At 61.2% G+C, this 19,893-nt stretch carries 18 protein-coding genes; 11 read left to right on the top strand and 7 right to left on the bottom strand.

Features of this window, described 5'->3' with window-relative positions; all coding sequences use genetic code 11:
• Positions 1-72: 72 nt before the first annotated feature.
• From ACA054_RS04850 to ACA054_RS04880, 7 genes are all read left to right on the top strand, one after another.
• Positions 73-558 (top strand): cupin domain-containing protein, encoded by a 486-nt coding sequence (locus ACA054_RS04850; RefSeq protein WP_497688418.1) that lies wholly within the window; start codon positions 73-75, stop codon positions 556-558.
• Between the two features lie 211 nt (positions 559-769).
• Positions 770-1,426, top strand: coding sequence for a glutathione transferase (gene yfcF, locus ACA054_RS04855; RefSeq protein ID WP_497688419.1), 657 nt, complete (start codon positions 770-772; stop codon positions 1,424-1,426).
• A 34-nt stretch (positions 1,427-1,460) separates the two neighbouring features.
• On the top strand, positions 1,461-2,813 hold the full coding sequence (locus tag ACA054_RS04860; RefSeq protein WP_497688420.1) for a KamA family radical SAM protein: 1,353 nt from the start codon (positions 1,461-1,463) through the stop codon (positions 2,811-2,813).
• Between the two features lie 31 nt (positions 2,814-2,844).
• Positions 2,845-3,717 carry a branched-chain amino acid aminotransferase gene (locus ACA054_RS04865; RefSeq protein ID WP_497688421.1) on the top strand — a complete coding sequence of 291 codons (873 nt, stop codon included), beginning with the start codon at positions 2,845-2,847 and terminating at the stop codon, positions 3,715-3,717.
• 21 nt (positions 3,718-3,738) lie between these two features.
• On the top strand, positions 3,739-4,497 hold the full coding sequence (locus tag ACA054_RS04870; RefSeq protein WP_497688422.1) for a TauD/TfdA family dioxygenase: 759 nt from the start codon (positions 3,739-3,741) through the stop codon (positions 4,495-4,497).
• A 67-nt stretch (positions 4,498-4,564) separates the two neighbouring features.
• Positions 4,565-5,524 (top strand): diiron oxygenase, encoded by a 960-nt coding sequence (locus tag ACA054_RS04875; RefSeq protein WP_497688423.1) that lies wholly within the window; start codon positions 4,565-4,567, stop codon positions 5,522-5,524.
• A 14-nt stretch (positions 5,525-5,538) separates the two neighbouring features.
• Entirely contained in the window at positions 5,539-6,339 is an 801-nt protein-coding gene (locus tag ACA054_RS04880) for an N-acyl homoserine lactonase family protein (protein WP_497688424.1), read from the top strand.
• A 108-nt stretch (positions 6,340-6,447) separates the two neighbouring features.
• Here the strand turns inward: ACA054_RS04880 and ACA054_RS04885 are convergent, their stop codons facing one another.
• The 7 genes from ACA054_RS04885 to ACA054_RS04915 all read right to left on the bottom strand — a co-directional run bounded on the left by ACA054_RS04885 (position 6,448) and on the right by ACA054_RS04915 (position 14,342).
• Positions 6,448-7,878 (bottom strand): aminotransferase-like domain-containing protein, encoded by a 1,431-nt coding sequence (locus ACA054_RS04885; protein ID WP_497688425.1) that lies wholly within the window; start codon positions 7,876-7,878, stop codon positions 6,448-6,450.
• A 202-nt stretch (positions 7,879-8,080) separates the two neighbouring features.
• A complete protein-coding gene (locus tag ACA054_RS04890; protein WP_497688426.1) occupies positions 8,081-8,785 on the bottom strand; it encodes a hypothetical protein in 705 nt (234 codons plus the stop codon).
• Between the two features lie 338 nt (positions 8,786-9,123).
• Positions 9,124-9,951: an ABC transporter permease gene (locus ACA054_RS04895; RefSeq protein WP_497688427.1), complete on the bottom strand. Its 828-nt coding sequence runs from the start codon at positions 9,949-9,951 to the stop codon at positions 9,124-9,126.
• A gap of 7 nt (positions 9,952-9,958) precedes the next feature.
• Positions 9,959-10,831, bottom strand: a complete 873-nt coding sequence (locus ACA054_RS04900; RefSeq protein WP_497688428.1) for an ABC transporter permease — start codon at positions 10,829-10,831, stop codon at positions 9,959-9,961.
• Positions 10,832-10,841: 10 nt separating this feature from the next.
• Entirely contained in the window at positions 10,842-11,954 is a 1,113-nt protein-coding gene (locus tag ACA054_RS04905) for an ABC transporter substrate-binding protein (RefSeq protein ID WP_497688429.1), read from the bottom strand.
• 91 nt (positions 11,955-12,045) lie between these two features.
• A complete protein-coding gene (locus ACA054_RS04910) occupies positions 12,046-13,137 on the bottom strand; it encodes an ABC transporter ATP-binding protein (protein ID WP_497688430.1) in 1,092 nt (363 codons plus the stop codon).
• Positions 13,138-13,436: 299 nt separating this feature from the next.
• A complete protein-coding gene (locus tag ACA054_RS04915; protein ID WP_497688431.1) occupies positions 13,437-14,342 on the bottom strand; it encodes a LysR substrate-binding domain-containing protein in 906 nt (301 codons plus the stop codon).
• 147 nt (positions 14,343-14,489) lie between these two features.
• Here ACA054_RS04915 and ACA054_RS04920 point away from each other — a divergent pair, with 147 nt between their 5' ends.
• The 4 genes from ACA054_RS04920 to ACA054_RS04935 all read left to right on the top strand — a co-directional run bounded on the left by ACA054_RS04920 (position 14,490) and on the right by ACA054_RS04935 (position 19,618).
• On the top strand, positions 14,490-16,094 hold the full coding sequence (locus ACA054_RS04920; RefSeq protein WP_497688432.1) for a 5-guanidino-2-oxopentanoate decarboxylase: 1,605 nt from the start codon (positions 14,490-14,492) through the stop codon (positions 16,092-16,094).
• 82 nt (positions 16,095-16,176) lie between these two features.
• On the top strand, positions 16,177-17,925 hold the full coding sequence (locus ACA054_RS04925) for an amidohydrolase (protein ID WP_497688433.1): 1,749 nt from the start codon (positions 16,177-16,179) through the stop codon (positions 17,923-17,925).
• Positions 17,922-18,866 carry a CobW family GTP-binding protein gene (locus tag ACA054_RS04930; RefSeq protein WP_497688434.1) on the top strand — a complete coding sequence of 315 codons (945 nt, stop codon included), beginning with the start codon at positions 17,922-17,924 and terminating at the stop codon, positions 18,864-18,866. The genes ACA054_RS04925 and ACA054_RS04930 overlap by 4 nt, the downstream gene beginning before the upstream one ends.
• The gene (locus ACA054_RS04935; RefSeq protein WP_497688435.1) at positions 18,863-19,618 is read left to right on the top strand and encodes a class II aldolase/adducin family protein; all 756 of its coding nucleotides are present in this window, start codon (positions 18,863-18,865) and stop codon (positions 19,616-19,618) included. Before ACA054_RS04930 ends, ACA054_RS04935 begins: the two co-directional genes overlap by 4 nt.
• Positions 19,619-19,893 lie beyond the last annotated feature (275 nt).

Below are 19,893 nucleotides of genomic sequence, written 5' to 3' on the forward strand. Positions count from 1 at the left end.
CGACTTTACAGCGCTTAATTGTTCGCCTAAGGTCGAGCGACTTAACTCTGCAGAATAAGTTGGAGCCCGAACATGAATAACGTTCAAGGTGCGTTCTTTTCATATAAAGACTTTCGTCAAAGTCTGGTTCGCCAGCCGATCAAGCCACGGGTGTGGAAGGATGTTGAACTAACGGGTATGCGCCAGAGCCTTGAGGCCAGCGATGTCGATATTGTCGCGCTGGCCCACGACAACAGCCTCGATGGCTGCTCGTTAACGCCAGGAATGGCGGTGTCCATGCAATGGTTGATACCGGGCGCCGAGCTCAATGGCCATGACCATTCGTGGTGGCACCTGTTCATCATCCAGTGCGGCAACGGCACCTTGACCCTGGGCGATGCCGAGGCAGTGCGCGTCGGCAGCGGTGACGTGCTGCTGGTGCCGGCCTGGACCCGCCACGGCTTCCTCAACACCAGCGCTACCGAGCCGCTGGCCATGCTCAATATCAGCAACATGCCCCAGGCGCTGCTGCTCGCCAATTTTACCGACAACGTCGGCCTGATCCCCCGCCAGCTGTAATTTCCCCTCCGTTACACACCAGGGAGTCCGCGTTCGCGGACTCCCTTTTTCTTTTCTGTCATACCCTCGATGCCCCCCTAAGCGATTTGCAATTTCGAATTTTCTGTATCGATGCAAACGGATAATTTCTGTATCTGTTCAGCGCTTGAGCAACTTACTACGATCGCCTGGAATGCAACGGATTAATGTGCTTAGTGCAAGGGAGCGTTCTATGGAAAGCAACAGGATTAAACTCTATGTTGGCGCGGATTTTGTCAGCGCTTTTGCGATGTCAGCGTTCGTGGCACTCAAGGAAAAGCAACTTTCATTTGAATTTGTCACGCTGGATTTAAAGGCGCGAGAGAACTATCAAGCCATATATCGTGATATTTCGCTGACCTGCAAGATCCCCACGTTAGTTCACGCAGGTTTTGCGCTCTCGGAGTCTTCCGCCATCGCCGAATACCTGGAGGAGCTCGCTCCAGGACATAAAAGACTCTTCCCCCAAGACCTCCAGCAGCGCGCCCGGGCCCGTCAACTCCAGGCTTGGCTGCGCAGCGATTTGCTGGTGATTCGCAAAGAGCGCCCGTTTGACCTGGTGTATTTCGGCAAGAAAGACGTGCCGCTTTCCGACGATGCCAGGGCCGCGGTCGAGCGCCTGTTCTTCGTCGCCGACCGCTTGCTGGAGGAGGGCGCCGAGCACCTCTTCGGCGACTGGAGTATTGCCGACACCGACCTGGCGATCATGCTCAACCGACTGGTCGCCAATGGCGATCAAGTCCCGGCGCGACTCGCGGCGTATGTCCGTCGCCAGTGGGACCGCGACAGCGTTCGGGCATGGATGGACATAGAGCGCAAAGCGCCGGCCATCGCACCCGCTGTGGTTTAAGGCGACTGTCAGGGCAATCACCAGGAGCGCTGCCATGCAAGGACTGTCGGAGCACGAACGCTACAAACCCTATAACGCTCGCACCATTCGCGACACACCGTATTGGCACAAGCTGACGCCTGAGTTGCAGGAGGCAATGACGGTGGTGGCTCGGGTCATGCCATTTCGCACCAACGAATACGTGCTGGGGACGCTGATCGACTGGAACAACATCCCGGACGATCCGATTTTCCGCATGACCTTTCCCCACAAGGACATGTTGCTGGCGGATGAGTATGCCTCGCTCAAGCAACTGATCGAGCAGGATGACGCCGCTGCGATCAAGCGGCGGATCGAGATGATCTGGCTGCGCATGAACCCCCATCCAGCCGGGCAGCTGACGCACAACGGCGTGACACTCGACGGAAAAGTCCTGCCAGGCATTCAGCACAAGTACCGTGAGACCGTGCTGTTTTTCCCCGGTGCCGGTCAAACCTGCCACGCCTACTGCACATTCTGTTTTCGCTGGGCGCAGTTCATCGGCGAGGAAGAACTCAAATTCAACGCACGGGAATCCCAGGAACTGCTGAGCTACCTGCGGGTGCACACGGAAGTGACCGACGTCCTGATCACCGGTGGCGATCCATTGATCATGAACAGCCGTTCGCTGGCGGGGTACATCGAGCCGCTGCTGGATCTGGCGCATCTCAAGAGCATCCGCATCGGCACCAAATCGGTGGCGTACTGGCCGCAGCGGTTTGTCAGCGACAAGGACGCAGCCGAGTTGCTCGAGCTGTTCCGGCGGATCGTCGCGGCGGGTAAAAACCTGTCGATCATGGGCCACTACAACCACCCGGTAGAGATTCGCCAGGACATCGCCCGGCAGGCTGTCGGACGGATTCGCTCCACGGGCGCGACCCTGCGCATGCAGGCGCCGGTGATCCGCCATATCAACGAAAACCCCGCCGATTGGGCGGACCTCTGGACCGAAGGCGTACGGCTCGGTGCGGTGCCCTATTACATGTTCGTCGAGCGCGACACCGGCCCCAGCCACTACTTCGCGATGCCGTTGGCCCGGGCGTTCGAGATCTTCCAGGCGGCGTACCGCACGGTGTCCGGATTGGCGCGTACGGTGCGCGGGCCGTCCATGAGCACCTTCTACGGCAAGGTCTTGATCAACGGCATCGAGACCGTCGCCGGGGAAAAAGTCTTCGTGTTGCAGTTCCTCCAGGCCCGGGACCCGCAATGGGTATTGCGTACCTTCTATGCGCGCTTCGATCCGCAGGCGACCTGGTTCGACGAGCTGCGTCCGGCCTTCGGCGAACGAGGTTTTTTCTTTCAGACCGAGCCTGAGCATTTGCTGGCGCCGGTGCCGGAGTTGATACCGGTCCTACTGCAAACGGCGTAGGACGACGCTTAATTATTGGGGAGACAAGGACATGAGCGGTATCCCGTTTGACCAGCGTGAAGGATTGATCTGGCTCGATGGCGAGTTCGTCGAGTGGTCCCAGGCGCGCCTGCATGTGCTGACCCACGGCTTGCATTACGCGAGCACGGTGTATGAGGGCGAGCGCGTGTACAACGGCAAGATCTTCAAGCTGCGCGAACACACCGAGCGGCTGTATCGCTCGGCGCAGCTGATGGATTTTGCCATTCCGTTCGAACCCGCCGAGCTGGAAGCGGCCAGCCATCAACTGCTGCAACGCAACCAGGTGGACGACGGCTATTTGCGCCCGGTGGCCTGGCGCGGCAGCGAGATGATTTCCACTTCGGCGCGTTTCAATTCCGTGCACGTGGCGATCGCCTGCTGGCAATGGCCGAGCTATTTCGACCCGGCGGCGCGCATGGCCGGCATCCGCCTGAAGACCGCCACGTGGCGCCGTCCGCCGCCCAGCAGCAGCCCTTTCGAAGCCAAGGCGTCCGGGCATTACCAGATCGCCACGCTGAGCAAGCACGACGCCGAAAACAACGGCTATCACGACGCCTTGATGCTCGACTGGCGCGGGCATGTCGCCGAAGCCACCAGCGCCAACGTGTTCTTCGCCAAGGGGCGAACCTTGCATACGCCGGTGCCTGATTGCTTCCTCGACGGCATTACCCGCCAGACCGTCATCAAGCTGGCCCGGGCGCTGGATTACCAGGTCATCGAACGCACGATCTTGCCCACGGAACTGGGCGACTTCGACGAGTGTTTTCTCACCGGCACCGCCGCCGAAATCACCCCGGTACAGAGCATCGACGAACAGCGATACCGACCGGGCAACGCCTGCAGTGAATTGATCGCCGCTTACACCTCAACCGTAAACGCCTGATAAACCGCCAGGAAACTCACCATGTCAGACCAAGGGATTGTTGCGTGCACACCTTATGTTTCGCTGGGCCATCGCCATGAAGAGTTGTCGAGTCGTGGCTGGACGGTGCTGACCCCAGGAGAATTTGCCCACGATGTTGCAGGAACCCTGCATGAATTCGGCCCGATCATTCCGCAGTTCAATGGCCAGATAGCTTTCGCCATCACCCGCAAGCCGGGCTACGAGGACTTGCCCTACTCCCAGAGCATGAACGGTATCGGCCCGCACACCGAAGCGCCGGTGTACGGCCCGCCGCCGCGTTACCTGGCGCTGCATTGCCATAAACAGGCGACTTGCGGTGGCGGTCACACGGGGCTGGTGGACGGCTACGAGTTCTTGAAGTCGCTTGAGCGATCCGAGCCGGAACTGCGCGAGTGGCTCGACGACACTCCGGTGGAATTCATCGCCACCGCCAAGCCCGGCGAACCGGCGCAAACCCGGGTCAGGGAATACATCCTGACACCCACCGAGGACGGCGATATTTTCCGCTTCAGCTACAACCAGTTTCACTACGGCGATGTGAATCCTTCCAAGGAGGCCTTGGAGCAATCGCAAGTCGCCAACAGCACGGCGCCGCTGGCAAGATTTGCCGCGCTCGGCGAAACGTACTTCCTTGAACACAACATCCCGGTGCTGATTCCCGACGGATGCATGCTGATTTGGGACAACTGGCGGATGATTCATGCCCGCAGTCGATACACTGACCCGGCGCGCAACCTGACCCGCTACTGGCTGGCCTGATTTTTCCGTCGCCCTTCTTTTTCGGCGTACCTCCCCCCCGGGGTACGCGTTCTACAGGTATCGCGTCATGCAAACAGCAATCGAGATTGCCCAGGTCGATCATCAACTGATCGTGCGGCTCAATCAGGCCTGGACCAAACGCGCCGCGGTCTGTTCGCCGGACAGGGCCCAGATCAATGAAGTGTTCGATCCGGCACGCCCGGATTACCCGGAGTGCATGGTGCCGTTTTTCCATCACCCGAAATTCCAGGCCCTGAGCGACGAGCTCAAAAGCACGGTGGTGACCTGGGGCTGGATCGGCTACAACCTGCGCACCGTCACCGCCGAGGAACACGTGGTGAACCCGGCGCTGAGCGTCATCGCCAATCAGTACCTGGGCAAGGACGATTGGCATTTTCGCGAGGCGATGCAGCAGACCCTGATCGACGAGCACTACCACACACTCATGCACATGCGAGCCATCGAGCGGACCAAACTGGATCGCGCACTGGACCAGGATCTGGAGTTGCCGCCATCGGTGACTTACCTGCGCCTGAAAGCCCTGCGTGAGGAACTGCCCGAGCCATGGCAGCGCGACCTGGCGGCGATCACCTTCGCGGTGGTGGCCGAGATCAGCGTCAATGCCTATCTCGACCTGCTGGCGGACGACCAGACCATTCAGCCGCAAAACCGCCGCGTGGCCGAACTGCACAACCGCGACGAATATGCGCACAGCAAGGTGCTGGCCGAGGTGGCCAAGGTGATGTACGCCAACATGCAGCCCATACAGCGGGAGTTTTTCGCCCGCAACCTGTCGGTGGCGCTGAGTGCATTTATCGCCCAGGACTACTCGATGTGGCAGGCGATCCTCACGCAGCTTGGGGTCGAAGATGCGGCGCTGATCATTGCCGACACCCGCGAGAGCAACAGGAACGCGACGATCATGCGCGACTACAGTGGCCTGCATAAGCTGGCGCAGGACCTGGGCATCAGCGAGCAGATCGACTTCGATTTTCGTCCGACCCTCAAAGCCACCGCAGCCGCCTGAACCCGGAGGTGCCCATGTCCGTTCCCATGTACGAAGTGTTCGCCATCCGTGTCGGCGCCAACGCGCAGCGCACCGCCCGGGAGAACTTCCTCTACGATGCCTGCTGCGGCGATCCGAATGCGCCGATGCCGCTGGACTACTACTTCTGGGTCATTCGCAACGAGCACCAAGTGATCGTGGTCGACACCTGTTTTCAACCGGCCACGGCGCAACGGCGCAACCGTCAGATGTATCGCCTGCCGGAAGATTCCCTGCGGCAACTGGACATCGACCCGGCGCGGGTCGAGCACCTGATTCTCACGCATCTGCACTGGGATCACGCCGGCAACCTGGGGCTGTTTCCCAAGGCCACGGTGCATTTGCAGGAAGCGGAATTGCGCTTCTGCACCGGGCCGAAGATGGCTCATCACACGGTGAACAAGACCTATGAGGTCGAGGATGTGATGTCGGCGCTGCCGCCGCTGTTCGAGGGGCGGATGCGTTTGCACAATGGCACTGTCGAGGTGCTGCCCGGCGTGACACTGCACGCGGTGGGCGGTCACACACCGGGCAGTCAGGTGGTGCGGGTCAACACCGAGCGGGGCTGGATCGTGCTGGCTTCGGACGCTGCGCACTTGTGGATCAATATTCGCCAGCGCAGCCCGTTTCCGATCATCGATGACCTGGCGCAGTCGCTTGAAGCGTTCAGCGAAATCGATCGCCTGGCCGACAGCGAAGACCACGTCATCCCCGGCCACGACCCGCTGATCGCCGAACGTTTTGCGCATTGGAATGACGACCCGCATATCATTTGCCTGCACTGCCCCCCAATCTGAAGATCAGCTTGAACACTGTGGGAGCGAGCTTGCTCGCGATAGCGGTCTATCAGTCACATCATATTGAATGTGCTGCCGCCATCGCGAGCAAGCTCGCTCCCACAGGGATTACACCTGATGTTTGAGCAAGCGGCCCAAGGTCTGCAATGCCTCATCGATCCTCGGTGAATACGGTGTCCCGCAGCCCATACGCACAAAGTGATTGAAACGCTGGGTGTTGGAAAAGATATCCCCAGGGGAAATCTGGATACCGGCCTGCAAGGCGTCGTGGAACAGCGCCATGGACGAATGCCGAGCAGGCAATTGCACCCACAGCAAGGTGCCGCCCTGTGGATGGGTCACGCCGGTGCCTTCGGGAAAATAGCGGGTGATCGCGGCGCTCATCTGCTGGCGTTGTTGCGCCAGGGTAATCCTCAAGCGCCTCAGGTAGCGTTCGTAGGACGGTGTTTTCATGAACGCACTGACCGCCAGTTGCGACAAGACCTCGCAACCCCGGGTCTGGGTATGCTTGAGCATTTCCACGCGGTCGTGCCATTTTCCGGCGCTGATCCAGCCCAGGCGCATGCCCGGTGCCAGGGTCTTGTTCAGCGAGGCGCAGTAGATCACGTTGTTGGTGCGATCCCAGTGCTTGAGGATGGACAACGGCTGCTCGCTGTCCACCAGGTCACCGAAGCTGTCGTCTTCGATCAGCACGGTGTCGTGTTCGGCGCACAACTGCACCAGCCGCGCCTTGTTGGCATCGGGCATGATGCTGCCCAGCGGATTGTGCAGGTTGGGCATGACGATCAGCGCCTTGATCCGCTCGGGGCCTTGCAGCAGATGTTCAAGGGCCGGCAGGTTGATTCCCGCGTGAGCCGAGGCCGGGACTTCCAGCACGCGCAGGTTCAGGCTTTCGAGAATCTGCAGCAGGCCATGGAAGGTTGGCGACTCCACGGCCACGATGTCGCCGGGACGGGTCACCGCTCGCAAGGCCAGGTTGATCGCTTCGGACGCGCCGTGGGTGATCACGATCTGCTCGGCCGTCAGGTTGGCTTTCATGGTCAGCGCCCGGCGGGCAAGGACGTTGCGCAGCGCGCTGGTGCCGCTGGTCTTGCCCGTTACACCCAGCAGGTACTCGTCATGGCGCAGGACTTTGATCATGTTGTCCTGCAAGGTCTTCAGCGGATAGAGCTGCGGCGCGCAATAGGCGCTGGCGAAATTGACCTTGACCGTGGCGCGCTGACTGGCCTTAAGGACCGCAGAAACCTTTTCATGGATGCCCACGTAGACCCCGCTCTCCAGCGCCGGGGGCAGGGCGATCGGCATGGTTCTGGGAGCGGTCTCGGGCTGGCGAATGTAGTTGCCGGAACGCGGGCGGGCCTCCAGCACGCCATGGTCTTCCAGCTCCCGGCAGACCTGTACGGCGGTGGACAGGCTGACGGCATGTTTTTCCATCATCAGGCGGATCGAGGGCAGGCGCTCGCCGGTTTTCAGGGTGCCGCTGCGGATCGCGTCCAGGTAGTGGTTGGCCAACTGACGGTACAGGGGGGGCGTGTTCATGATGACCTCAGCAGTCGCACCACTGAGGTCTTGGGCTGGAAAGTGAGTTGACGCTCCCCGCAGGCGGACCCGTGGTGCAGATGGGTGAAGGGAAGTGTTTCTCTGGCCTTGATACTGGAACACTAAACGCGGTTTCGCTGGAATCGCGGGCAATAAAAAGCCCCGCACGGGGGCGGGGCTCTGGGGGCGGCGCTGGCGGGTATTACTGGGCGGCGATGCTATAGCCGTCGAAGGCGGTCTGCTGTTGCAGGGCGGTGATGATGTTCTTGCGGTTCACCGCTTGTTCGGCGCCCTGGTTGTCCAGGAACGTCTCGCTTTGCAGCTCTGCCTCGTCGCCTTCGCCGACGAAGGTAAAGCCGAGGAATTCCAGGGCTTCACGGTCGACATTCAGGCGCGAGCGCGGGGTACGCAACGGCAAGGTGACGCTGATGCCGTCCTTGCTGATGGTGAACACTTCGACTTCTTTTTTCGCCTTGGCGGCTTTGCTCTTGCCGCCGCTGGGGTTGCTGATGGCCTGGTGGGTCTGGTTCAGCACCTTCAGGGCCAGGCCGTAGACGATTTCCTGAAACGCCGGATCGTCCTTGAAGCTGGACAGGATACGGCTGATCGGGAACTTGCTGCTCAGGTCTTCCAGGGCGGCGATGTCGGCGGCCTCGGCGTCCTTGAGTTGCTTGAGCTCACCCATCAGTTCGTAGGCTTTATCGTCGTCGAAGCTGTCGTGGGCCTGGCGGATCGCGGCACGCAGCTCGCGGATCTGCTCGCTTTCGCGGGTGGATTGAAAAGCGTCCAGGACCATCTCGCTGATGGTCTTGGCCTGGGCTACATGCTGTGAAAGATTGATGGAGTTTTCGTATTCCGCTTTGGACGACAAGGTGACTACGGATTCAGCGGTGTTGGAATCGGACATTGAAATTTCACTACTTCTTTGAACTTGAATAGAGGCGAGAAAGCACGAGGGCTTTTTCAGGCCGCCTAATCTATTGGACCGAGGCGCGGTTGTCACGGCCCAACGGGCCAACGGATAAAATCACGGCCATGCTGCGGTGATGGCTGCTGGTTGGTTGACCCCTCACGGCGGGTGACAAACCTGTAGGAGCCAGGCTTGCCGGCGAAGGCGTCCTTGAACATTGCGCGGGTCTTTCGGGCGCCTTCGCCGGCAAGCCTGGCTCCTACAGGTCCGGGTGAATCGATACAAAAAAGCCCCGCGCTCATGACAAACGCGGGGCTTTCTGTTCGGTTGCATGTTTACGGATGCAGTAGCTTCTGTGCGCGTTTATCCGCCAGATGCTGAACCACCAACCGCCCGATCAGCACCAGCAAGGTCAGCGAGATCAACAACACCGAAATCGCCGCCACACTCGGATCAACGTTATCGCGCAAGCCGCTCCAGATCCGCTTGGGCAGGGTGTCGACGTTGACGCTGGTGATGAACAGGGTCACCGCCACTTCTTCCCACGACAGGGCGAAGCCCAGCAGGGCGGTGGAGGCCAGGCCCAGTTTCAGGTTCGGCAGTATCACCATGAACGTGGTCTGCATCAGGCTGGCGCCGAGATTGCGCGAGGCCAATTCGATGCGTCGGTCGATCTGGCTGAGGGCAACCAGCATGGTCACCACGCCGTACGGCACCACCATGATCACGTGGGCGATCACCACGCCGGTCAGGGTGTCGTAGCCCATGCCGGGAGCGAAGCGGCCGAGCCTGGTTTCCATGAAGTACAGCACCAGCGCGGAAATCACCGGGGGGATCGCCATCGGCAACAACACCAGGCCGATCAGCGCCGTGGCCCATTTGGAGCGCATGTACCAGATGCCCAAGCTGAAACTGGCCGCCAGCAAGGTCGCGACAATGCTCGTGGCGAAAGCGATGGTCAGGCTCTGGCTGATGGCATGGAACCAGTCAGGGTTGCTCACCAGCGCTTCGTAGTGACGCAACGACCAGTTGCCCTGCGGCATCGACAGGAAGCGCTTGCTGGTGAATGACACCGGAATGACCGTCAGCAGCGGGAACAGCATGAAGGCCATGGCGACCACGGCCAGCAGGCGGGTACTCAGGCTTGTACGATGGGTATTCATAGTGATCTCAGCCTACCAGTCGGTTCACGCGGGTCATTTTCAACAGTACCCAGATCAATGCGCTGACCAGGGCCAGCAGCACCACGCTCAGTGCGGCCCCCAGGCCCCAGTTGCTGGTCTGGAACATTTGCAGGAACACGTACTCGGCGATCATCACCGTTTGCCCGCCACCCAACAGCACCGGCGTGATGAAGAAGCCCAGGCAGAACACGAAGACCATGATGAACGCGCCCAGGATGCCCGGCAGGGTCTGTGGCAGCAGCACTTGCCAGAAGGTGCGCAAGGCACCGGCACCCAGGCCGCGCGAGGCCATGAGCACGCGCTGGTCCAGTTGGCGCATGGTCGACAGCAGCGGGAACACGGCGTACGGGATCATCACGTGGAGCATGCCGATGACCACGCCGATTTCATTGCGGCTCAGTTGCAGCGGTTGATCGATCAGGCCCATGCCCAACAGGCTCTCGTTGAGCACGCCATTGCTGCGCAGGGCGATCAACCAGCCGAAGGCGCGCACCAGCACGGAAATCCAGAACGGGATGAAGATGCAGATCTCCACCACCCGCTGCCAGAACGGCGGGCTGAACACCCAGCAGTAGGCCAGCAGGTAACCGATCATCAAGGCCAGTCCGCTGACGGTCAGGCACAGGCGCAAGGTGCGCCAGAGCATCTCGTGGATCGCTGGGTCGGTGGCGATGCGCTGGTACTGCTCGATGCCTGGAGTGGGCAGCGAGAAGCTCCAACCGACCACGCCGAGAAACGGCAACACGTAGAAGACCAGCAGCAATACCGGCAGCGGAAACAGCAGCAAGCTGCGCTCCAGGCCCGGCGAGCTGAAGCGCGGCTTGGGGGTGGTCAGGGTTGAAGCCAGGGTCGTAGTCATGGTCGATGGCTCACTTGGACAGCCGCGTCAGATACTCTTCCAAGGCTTTGGAGTAGTTATCGGCGTACCACTGGGCATTGAGGGCGATCTGTTTTTTCAGGTTGGCTTCGGAGCTGCAGTTGGCTTCCAGTTGCTCGGGCGACATCAGTTTCTCGGTGGCGCTGTTCGACGGACCGTTGCCCAATGCTTCGAACAGTTTGAGCTGGCCTTCGGGCTGCAAGGCTTGCTGGATGAACTGCATGGTCGGTTGGGTACCGCCCGGGTTGCCGTTGAGCACCGCCCAGCTGCTGGAGTTGATGAAACCGTTGTCGAAGCTCCAGCGCACGCGGTTGTCGGTGTCTTCGCTGAGCAGCTTGGCGCGGGTGTGCCAGATCGCCCCCACCGACACTTCGCCGTCGACCATCAATTGCTGGCTCTCGGCGCCCGAGCTCCAGAACGACAGCACGTGAGGCTTGATCTCGTCGATCTTTTTCATCGCCCGAGGTACGTCCAGCGGATAGAGCTGGTCAGCCGCAACGCCGTCGGCGAGCAGGGCCGCTTCGAGCATCCCGTTCATCCATTTGTACAAGGTGCGCTTGCCGGGGAATTTCTTCACGTCCCAGAAATCGGCCCAGGTCTTGGGGCCGTTGTCGCCGAATTTTGCGCTGTCCCACGCCATCACGTAGCTGAACTGATAGCTGGCGATGCCGAAGTCGGAGCTGAGCGCCGGGGCCACCTGATCGCGTTTGATGGTGTTGTAGTCCAGCGGTTGCAGGATCTTTTCGCGGCCCAGCACGATGGCGCTGTAGCTCTCGACGTCGACCACGTCCCAGCTCGGTTGCCCGCTGGCCAGTTGCGAACGGATCGCGCCCTCGGTCGGGCCGGCGCCGTCGATGCGCACCTGGATGCCGGTGTTTTTGGTGAAGGTGTCGGTCCACGCCGAACGGAACGCGTTCAGGGCATCGCCGCCCCAGTTGACTACCACCAGCGGCTTGTCGGCGGACCAGCTGATGCCACTGCGCAACGCCAGCGGTACCGCCGCCAACAGACCCATGGCCTGAATGAAGGTGCGACGATTGATCTGACCACCACGGGCCTTTTCGATAAGCACTTCGATGCAGTCTTGTTGGTGATCCTGGCGCATGGGCAAGTCCTCAGTCGGCGGATGCCTGCGTGGGCACCGGCCTTTTTGTTGTCATTGGAAGAGAGCTTTGTGACGCAATTTCTTGGAGTTTTCAGGCCTGCAGCAGGAAGCTTTGCTGCACCGGCCAGCTCAGCCACACCGGAGCGCCACTTTGCATCAGTGCCCCCGGATGATTGCCGGGCACGGACAGGTTGATCGGCAATGTATCGCCGCCGACCTTCAGCGCCAGATGGGTGCTGGAACCTTGATAGACCTTGTCGGTGAGCTGCGCGGGCATCACGTTGTAGCCCTCCGTGGTCGGGCAATCGCTGTGCAGTTCCATGTGCTCGGGGCGTACGGCCAGTACGATCGGGGCATTGCTCAATGCGTTCGGTGCGACGGCGTGCAACACGCTGGTGCCACAGCGGCCGCTGGCGGTCTGGCCGTTGCGGGTCAGGTTGTCCAGCGGGAACAGGTTCATCTTGCCCAGGAACTCGGCGACGAAACGGCTCTCGGGGCGGTTGTAAATATTTTCTGGAGTGTCGACTTGGGTCAGCTTGCCGTGGTTGAAAATCGCGATGCGCGAGGATAGCGCCAGGGCTTCGTTCTGGTCATGGGTGACGAAGACAAAACTGGTGCCGACCTGACGGTGGATGCGCTGCAATTCGGTTTGCAGCTGTTCGCGCAGGTTCTTGTCCAGGGCTGACAGCGGTTCGTCGAGCAGCAACAGTTCCGGTTCGAACACCAGCGCCCGGGCAATCGCCACGCGCTGCTGCTGGCCACCGGACAGCTCGGCGGGCTTCTTGTGCATGTGCGCGCCGAGGCCGACCACTTCAAGGATGCGCTTGACCCGGCGATTGCGTTCTTCGGCCGCGACTTTGCGGATGCGCAGCGGGTAGGCGACGTTGTCGGCCACGCTCATGTGTGGGAACAGCGCATAGCCCTGGAACACCATGCCGTAGTTCCGCTTCTCGGCTGAGCGCCTGATGATGTCGACGCCTTGCTCCATCAACTTGCCCGAGGTTGGGCTGAGGAAACCGGCCAGGATCATCAGCAAGGTGGTTTTGCCCGAGCCGGAAGGACCCAGCAGGGTCAGGAATTCGCCTTGGCGAACATCCAGGTCGACGTTATCCAGCGCCGCGAAACGGCCGTAATACTGGCTGATACCTTGAGCGCTGAGCTGAATCGCTGAACGGCTGGACACAATGAGGTTCCTCTTTTTATTGCCCATAAGACGTACGAGGACGGATGCAAATCCGAAATGGGCTTTGGGCGTATTATTGTTAAAAATATCGCTACATCAATGGAATTATTTTGCCCGTATTGGTTAGTTTTATTGAACAAATGGCCGTGTTTTTCCTGTGACGATACAAGTCCCGGATCAGAGCGCTTACCTGTGGGAGCGAGCCTGCTCGCGAAAGCAATTTTTCAGACGACATCAATGTTGAATGTGAGGGCCCCTTCGCGAGCAGGCTCGCTCCCACAAGGGATGTGCAGCGGGGCTTAGAGGGTGTCCTGCCAGGTCTGGTGGGACGACTGCAGCTGCGTCTTGACCCAGTTGCTGAAGGCCTGGACCACCGCGCGCTCGGCCTTTTGCGGATCGGCGGCGAGGTAGTAACCACGGTGCAGGTCAATGGTGATGTCGAAGGGGCGAACCAGCAGCCCCTTGGACAAGGCATCTCCGCTGATCAGGTTGTCGCCGATCGCAATGCCCTGGCCGGCAATGCAGGCCGATTGCGCGCAGTGCGCATCGGAGAACAGGATGCCGCTCACCGCGTTGACCCCCGAAGCCCCGGCAGCGGTCAGCCAGACGCGCCAGTCCGAGTAATCCGTCATATGCAACAGCGGGAAGTTGCTCAGTTCCTGCGGGCTTTTCAGGCCGCTCAGCGCGTTGATCAGACGCGGGCTGCACACCGGGAAGAAGCGCAACGCAACGATCTCTTCGACCACCATCTCCGGCCAGTCGCCGATCCCGTAGGCGATGAACAGGTCGGCACCGGGGTTGTTGATGTCGTCCGGCGTGCGGGGGGAAATCAGCTGCAATTGCACCTGCGGGTACTGGCGCAGGAACGCGCCGATGTGGTGGCACAGCCAATAGGTGGCAAACCCCGGTGCGCAACTGACGCACAGCCGACCGGAGATCTCCTGGTCGTCGACCAACTGCCCGGCATCGAGCAGGTTCAACAAGATCCCGTGCACCTCCCGGGCATAACGTTCGCCCTGATAAGTCAGGCCGATACCCCGGCCAATGCGTTCGGTGAGGGCAAAGCCCACGCATTCCTCAAGCTTGCTGATCTGGTGGCTGATGGCGCTGCGGGTCAGGTTCAGTTCGCGGGCCGCAACCGACACGCTGCCGGTGCGAGCGACTGCGTCCAGCGCGCGAAGGGCGGTCATCGAAGGAAAACGCATAAATCATCCCGTTCTTGTTGTGAGCTCGTATGGTGACGTAAATCGAACAGTCAGGCCAAAAAAAATCGATTGTTGTATCGGTTGATTCAACAATACTAGCGCCAATTGTCCTTGGGCCGGTATGGCCCTTCATCAAAGAGGTGCTGCATGACCCGTTGTGCCCAGGCGCTCGTTCAGTTGCTGGAAGGCTATGGCGTTGAAACCGTCTTCGGCATTCCCGGCGTGCACACTGTCGAGCTCTATCGCGGCTTGCACGGCAGCCGCCTGCAACACGTCAGTCCGCGCCACGAACAGGGCGCCGGGTTCATGGCCGACGGTTATGCCCGCGCCAGCGGCAAGCCGGGGGTGTGTTTCATCATCACCGGTCCCGGCATGACAAACATCATCACCGCCATGGGCCAGGCCTATGCCGATTCGGTGCCGATGCTGGTGATCTCCACCTGCAACCGTCGCGAACACTTGCGTCTGGGCCACGGTCATCTACATGAACTGCCGGATCAGCGCGCGGTGGTCGCCGGGGTCTGCGCCTTCAGCCATACCCTGCAACACCCGGCGCAGTTGCCGGAAGTGCTGGCGCGGGCCTTTGCCTTGTTCGGCTGCACGCGGCCACGACCAGTGCACATCGAGATTCCGCTGGACGTGCTGGAAATGTCCGCCGATGGCCTGGACTTGCGCCCGCGTGCGCTGCCGGCAGCACCGGCTCCGGCATCCGAGTCCATCGCCAGCGCCGTCGAATTGATCCAGGGTGCGAAGCGTCCATTAATCCTCGCCGGTGGCGGAGCGCGCCGCGCTACCGAGGCCCTGACCGCGCTCGCCGAACGTCTGCAGGCACCCGTGGCATTGACCACCAACGCCCGTGGTTTGCTGGCCCCCGAGCATCCGTTATTGCTCGACGGTGTGCAGTCCTCGGCCCACGGCCGTGAGCTGTTCGCCGAGGCCGACGTGGTGCTGGCGGTCGGCACTGAGCTGGGGGAAACCGACTACGACTTTTTCGGCCTTGGCCCATTGCAGTTCAAGGCGGCGCTGATTCGCCTGGACATCGATCCACTGCAAATCCTCGGTGTACAAGCGGCTGCGGTCGGCTTGTTGGGTGATGCCGAACAAGGCTTGCTCGCGTTATTGGCGCAACTGCCGCAACGCCAGGCAGATGGCGCCTGGGCCACTGAGCGGGTGAGTCGAGTCAATGCCCTCGAACACGCTGGCTGGACGGCGAAACAGAGTCGCATGCAAGCGCTGCTCGATACGCTGCGCGATCACTTGCCACAACCATTGATCGTCGGTGATTCGACCCAGCCGGTGTACCAGGGCGCCCTGGGCTACCGGGCGCCAACACCCAACAGCTGGTTCAACGCCGGCAGCGGCTACGGCACCCTCGGCTACGGCTTGCCCGCCGCCATCGGCGCCAAGCTCGCGCAACCCTTGCGCCCGGTGGTGGCGTTGGTGGGAGACGGTGGCTTGCAGTTTTCCAGCGCCGAACTGATCGCCGCCAAGGAAGCGGGCGTCGGCGTGATCCTGTTGCTGTGGAACAACAGCAGCTACGCCGAAATCCGCGACTACATGAACGCCAAAGCGGTGCCGTTGCTCGGGGTGGACATCCTCACGCCAGACTTCGCCGCCCTGGCCCAAAGCTGTCACGTCACGCATCACCGGGCGAGCAATCTGCAAGGCCTGCGCGAGCTGTTGGGCCAACTGGGCAACATCGTCGAACCGGTGATGATCGAGGTGGACGCCGCGACCTTTCTGGCCGACTAAAACAACAACAGTTTTTTCAGGTCCCCGGCACGCACAACGCGCGGTGGACCTTTCAATCTCCCTGAACTCAAAGGTGGCTTACATGGCTGAGTCCGATAACTTTTCCTCTACCCATTCCGTGCAGGGGACCTATGCCGACCTGATCCTCGCCAACGGTCGCATCTACACCCAGGACCCTGCCAACCCATGGGCAGAGGCGGTGGCGATTCGCGATGGCAAGTTGATCGGTGTCGCCGGCCTCAGCCAGATCGAAATGTTCAAGGGCCCGAACACCCGTGTGCATGACCTGCAAGGCGCGTTCTGCATGCCAGGCCTGCACGACATGCACACTCACCCCGACCTCGCACTGGCGCCCCGCTACAGCGACGACCTGGATGTCGGCATCGAAGACCCGACGCCCGAGCAACTGCGCGAAAGCATCCTGGCCTATGCCGACAGTCATCCGGGTGATGGCTGGATCTACGGGCAATACTGGGTGCGCTACACCTTCCGCGAAGCCGGCCTGACCCCGGGCCGTGCCTGGCTCGACAGCGTCATGCCCGACCGTCCCGTGGCGCTGCTCGACCGCATGTGGGGCACCATGATGGTCAACTCCAAGGCCTTGGAACTGGCCGGGATCGATGGCAATACCTCAGATCCGCGCAACGGCTATTTCGAGCGTGACGAACTGACCGGCGAACCCACCGGCCTGATGATCGACGGTGCCTACGCGATGATCCACGCCGCCATGCCGCCGACACCGGTCAGCGTGCTGCGCCGCGCCTATCGCGATGGCGTGCACTTCCAAAGCTCACGCGGGGTGACGGCGAGCAAATACGTGCATGTCTGCGAACAGCGTTTGCAGGCGCTGAAGGAACTCGATGACAGCGGTGAACTGACCGTACGCATCGAAGCGGCGATCAGTTGGCAGGACGACATCTTCCCGGTACGTCGTCGCTGGGAACTGCTGGCGGGCGAACGTCACTACTATCGCAGCGCACGCCTGAGCGCCAACGCGGTGAAGTTCCACTTCGACGGCACGGTGGAACCAAAGTCTTCGTACCTGCTGACCCCATGGCCAGAGGAAAAGAGCTGGCGCGGCAAGCTCAACCTGACCCCGGAGCACATCACCGACATGGTGGTGGACATGGACCGCAAGGGCATCCGCGTCATCGCCCACTGCACCGGCGACGGCGCGTCCGACGTGTTCCTCGATGCCGTGGCCGAGGCGCGCCGGCGCAACGGCTTCAGCGGTGTGCGTCACCAGTGCGCCCACAGCACCTTGCTGCACCCGGGCAACCTGCCGCGCTTCAAGGAACTGAATGTCATCGCCGAATTTTCCCCGGCGGCCTGGTACCCGACACCGTTCGCCAGCGGTGCGCGTTCCGGTTACGGCCAGGAGCGGCTCAAGCGTATCTACGACTTCAAGGGCGTGCTCGCCGCGGGTGGCACTGCCGTGATGGGCACCGACTGGCCGGTGGCGTCCATCGACCCGTGGCTGGCGCTGGAAACCATGATCACCCGGCAGAACCCGTGGAACGACGACCCGGCCTGCTTCGGCGACCCGATCAGCCTCGAACAGGCGCTGACCGTGATCACCAGCAACGGCGCCGTGGCCATGGGCCTGGAGCACAGCACCGGCAGCCTGCAAGTGGGCAAGTCGGCGGACCTGATCGTGATCGACCGTGACCTGTTCGCTGCACCGGCACGCAACTACATCCACAAGACCCAGGTGCTGCTGACCTTCGTCGAAGGGCAACTGGTCTACGACCGTCATTCGACACTGGAGTCAGTCGGCCTCAAGGCGGTCTGGCAGGGCGAACCACCGGTGCTGGAGGGCAAGGCGCAATGACCACGCCACGTATCGCCGTGACCGTCGTTTCGGGCTTTCTCGGCGCCGGTAAAACCACCTTGCTCAACCGCATGGTGCGCCGTGCCGAAGGCAGCCGCCTGGCAGTGATCGTCAACGATTTCGGCGAGCTGAACATCGATGCCGCCATCGTTTCGGAGGTGACCGACGCCGTGTACAGCCTGCAAAACGGCTGCATCTGCTGCACCGTGCAGGAAGACCTGCTGGCCCAGCTCGGCAGCCTGGCGCAATTGCAGCCGCGGCTGGAACGCATCGTCATCGAGTGCAGCGGCGTGTCCGATCCACAGCGCATCGTGCAGACCCTGGCGTACCCGCAATTGCGCAGCCAGATGCAACTGGACATGGTCATCACCGTGGTCGACGCCACCCGTCATTTGCAACTCGACGGCGAGTACGCGCGACTGGCGCGGGCACAAGTGGCCGCTGCCGACTTACTACTGTTGAACAAGACCGATCTGGTCGACGAGGCGCAGTTGCAGGCATTGCGTGAGGCGTTGGGGCTCAGGACCCGCGTGCACGAAAGCGTGCAGGCGCAGTTGCCGGATGCGTTGTGGATCGATACCGATCTGGAGCTTGAACCTCGCACTGTGAAACCGCTGACGCGGGTGTCCGATGGCGATCACGGCGAGATGTTCAGCAGTTGGTTGTGGCAGAGCAACGCGGCCCTTGATGCCGAAGGATTGCGCGGCTGGTTGCAGGCGCTGCCCAGCGATGTGTTCCGGGTCAAGGGGCTGGTGAAGCTGGCGCAGGGCAATAAGGCGCACTGGCTGCAACACGTCGGTACCCGCAGTCAGTTTCTGCCGGCGACCGATGAAGCCGGCGCCGATACCACTCGGCTGGTGTTCATCGCCCGTCGTGGCTTCGACGGTTGGGAGGCCTTGGGCCAGGGGCTTGAGGCCTGCACCGTGAAGGTGAGCGCATGAATGCGACCGAACAACGTTTGCGCGAAGAACTCGCCGCCTGTTATCGACTGGTGGCGCATTTCCGCATGACCGATTTGATTTTCACCCACATCTCGGTGCGCATTCCGGGGCCGGAGCATCATTTCCTGATCAACCCTTACGGGCTGATGTTCGATGAGATCACTGCGTCGAACCTGGTGAAAATTGACCTCAACGGCAACGCTGTGGAACCGTCGCCATACCCGGTGAACCCGGCCGGTTTTGTGATTCACAGCGCCATTCACGGCGCCCGGGAAGATGCGCAATGCGTGCTGCACACCCACACCCGATCCGGTTGTGCGGTGGCCGCACTCAAGTGCGGGTTATTGCCGGTGAATCAGATTTCCATGGAGTTCTACGACCGCGTTGCCTACCACGACTACGAAGGCGTGGCGCTGGACATGAGCGAGCAGCAACGGCTGGTGGCCGACATGGGCGACAAGCCGGTGATGATGCTGCGCAATCACGGGTTGCTGACGGTTGGCGAGTCGGTGGGGCAGGCGTTCATGCGCATGTACTACCTGGAAAAGGCCTGCGACATTCAGTTGGCGGCCATGGCTGCCGGTGAATTGGTGTTGCCGTCGGCTGAGGTTTGCGCGCATACCGAGCGCCAGTTCAATGAGCCGGGGCGGCCGCTGGAAGAGGGTGAGCTGAATGATCCGGATGCGATGCAGCTGGCCTGGACGGCGTTGTTGAGATTGCTGGAACGGGTGGCGCCGGGGTATCGGGACTGAATGGACTGACGCCATCTCTTGTAGGAGCCAGGCTTGCCGGCGAACTAGACACTGCGGTGTATCCGTAATACCGCGTCATCGTTCTTCGCGGGCAAGCCTCGCTCCTACAGGTGTGTGGGTGTACGCAACATCTGCGAACGACCAAAATCACTGTAGGAGTGAGCCTGCTCGCGAAGCGATATTTAGGTCATCGCAATTTTTGGTTTCGTCAGAGCACCTGAAACTCAAGCCGGCGGCTGACGTCGATGGCCGCCGGGTGGCGCAAGTCCAGATAA

This window comes from Pseudomonas sp. LBUM1653 (assembly GCF_059716115.1).

Bases quoted from the DNA above. Each gene is read 5' to 3' on its own strand.
- ACA054_RS04870 (WP_497688422.1), top strand. From the start codon at position 3,739: ATGTCAGACCAAGGGATTGTTGCGTGCACACCTTATGTTTCGCTGGGC.
- ACA054_RS04865 (WP_497688421.1), top strand. From the start codon at position 2,845: ATGAGCGGTATCCCGTTTGACCAGCGTGAAGGATTGATCTGGCTCGAT.
- ACA054_RS04880 (WP_497688424.1), top strand. From the start codon at position 5,539: ATGTCCGTTCCCATGTACGAAGTGTTCGCCATCCGTGTCGGCGCCAAC.
- ACA054_RS04920 (WP_497688432.1), top strand. From the start codon at position 14,490: ATGACCCGTTGTGCCCAGGCGCTCGTTCAGTTGCTGGAAGGCTATGGC.
- ACA054_RS04875 (WP_497688423.1), top strand. From the start codon at position 4,565: ATGCAAACAGCAATCGAGATTGCCCAGGTCGATCATCAACTGATCGTG.
- ACA054_RS04935 (WP_497688435.1), top strand. From the start codon at position 18,863: ATGAATGCGACCGAACAACGTTTGCGCGAAGAACTCGCCGCCTGTTAT.
- ACA054_RS04905 (WP_497688429.1), bottom strand. From the start codon at position 11,954: ATGCGCCAGGATCACCAACAAGACTGCATCGAAGTGCTTATCGAAAAG.
- yfcF (WP_497688419.1), top strand. From the start codon at position 770: ATGGAAAGCAACAGGATTAAACTCTATGTTGGCGCGGATTTTGTCAGC.
- ACA054_RS04860 (WP_497688420.1), top strand. From the start codon at position 1,461: ATGCAAGGACTGTCGGAGCACGAACGCTACAAACCCTATAACGCTCGC.
- ACA054_RS04900 (WP_497688428.1), bottom strand. From the start codon at position 10,831: ATGACTACGACCCTGGCTTCAACCCTGACCACCCCCAAGCCGCGCTTC.
- ACA054_RS04890 (WP_497688426.1), bottom strand. From the start codon at position 8,785: ATGTCCGATTCCAACACCGCTGAATCCGTAGTCACCTTGTCGTCCAAA.
- ACA054_RS04885 (WP_497688425.1), bottom strand. From the start codon at position 7,878: ATGAACACGCCCCCCCTGTACCGTCAGTTGGCCAACCACTACCTGGAC.
- ACA054_RS04895 (WP_497688427.1), bottom strand. From the start codon at position 9,951: ATGAATACCCATCGTACAAGCCTGAGTACCCGCCTGCTGGCCGTGGTC.
- ACA054_RS04925 (WP_497688433.1), top strand. From the start codon at position 16,177: ATGGCTGAGTCCGATAACTTTTCCTCTACCCATTCCGTGCAGGGGACC.
- ACA054_RS04915 (WP_497688431.1), bottom strand. From the start codon at position 14,342: ATGCGTTTTCCTTCGATGACCGCCCTTCGCGCGCTGGACGCAGTCGCT.
- ACA054_RS04850 (WP_497688418.1), top strand. From the start codon at position 73: ATGAATAACGTTCAAGGTGCGTTCTTTTCATATAAAGACTTTCGTCAA.
- ACA054_RS04930 (WP_497688434.1), top strand. From the start codon at position 17,922: ATGACCACGCCACGTATCGCCGTGACCGTCGTTTCGGGCTTTCTCGGC.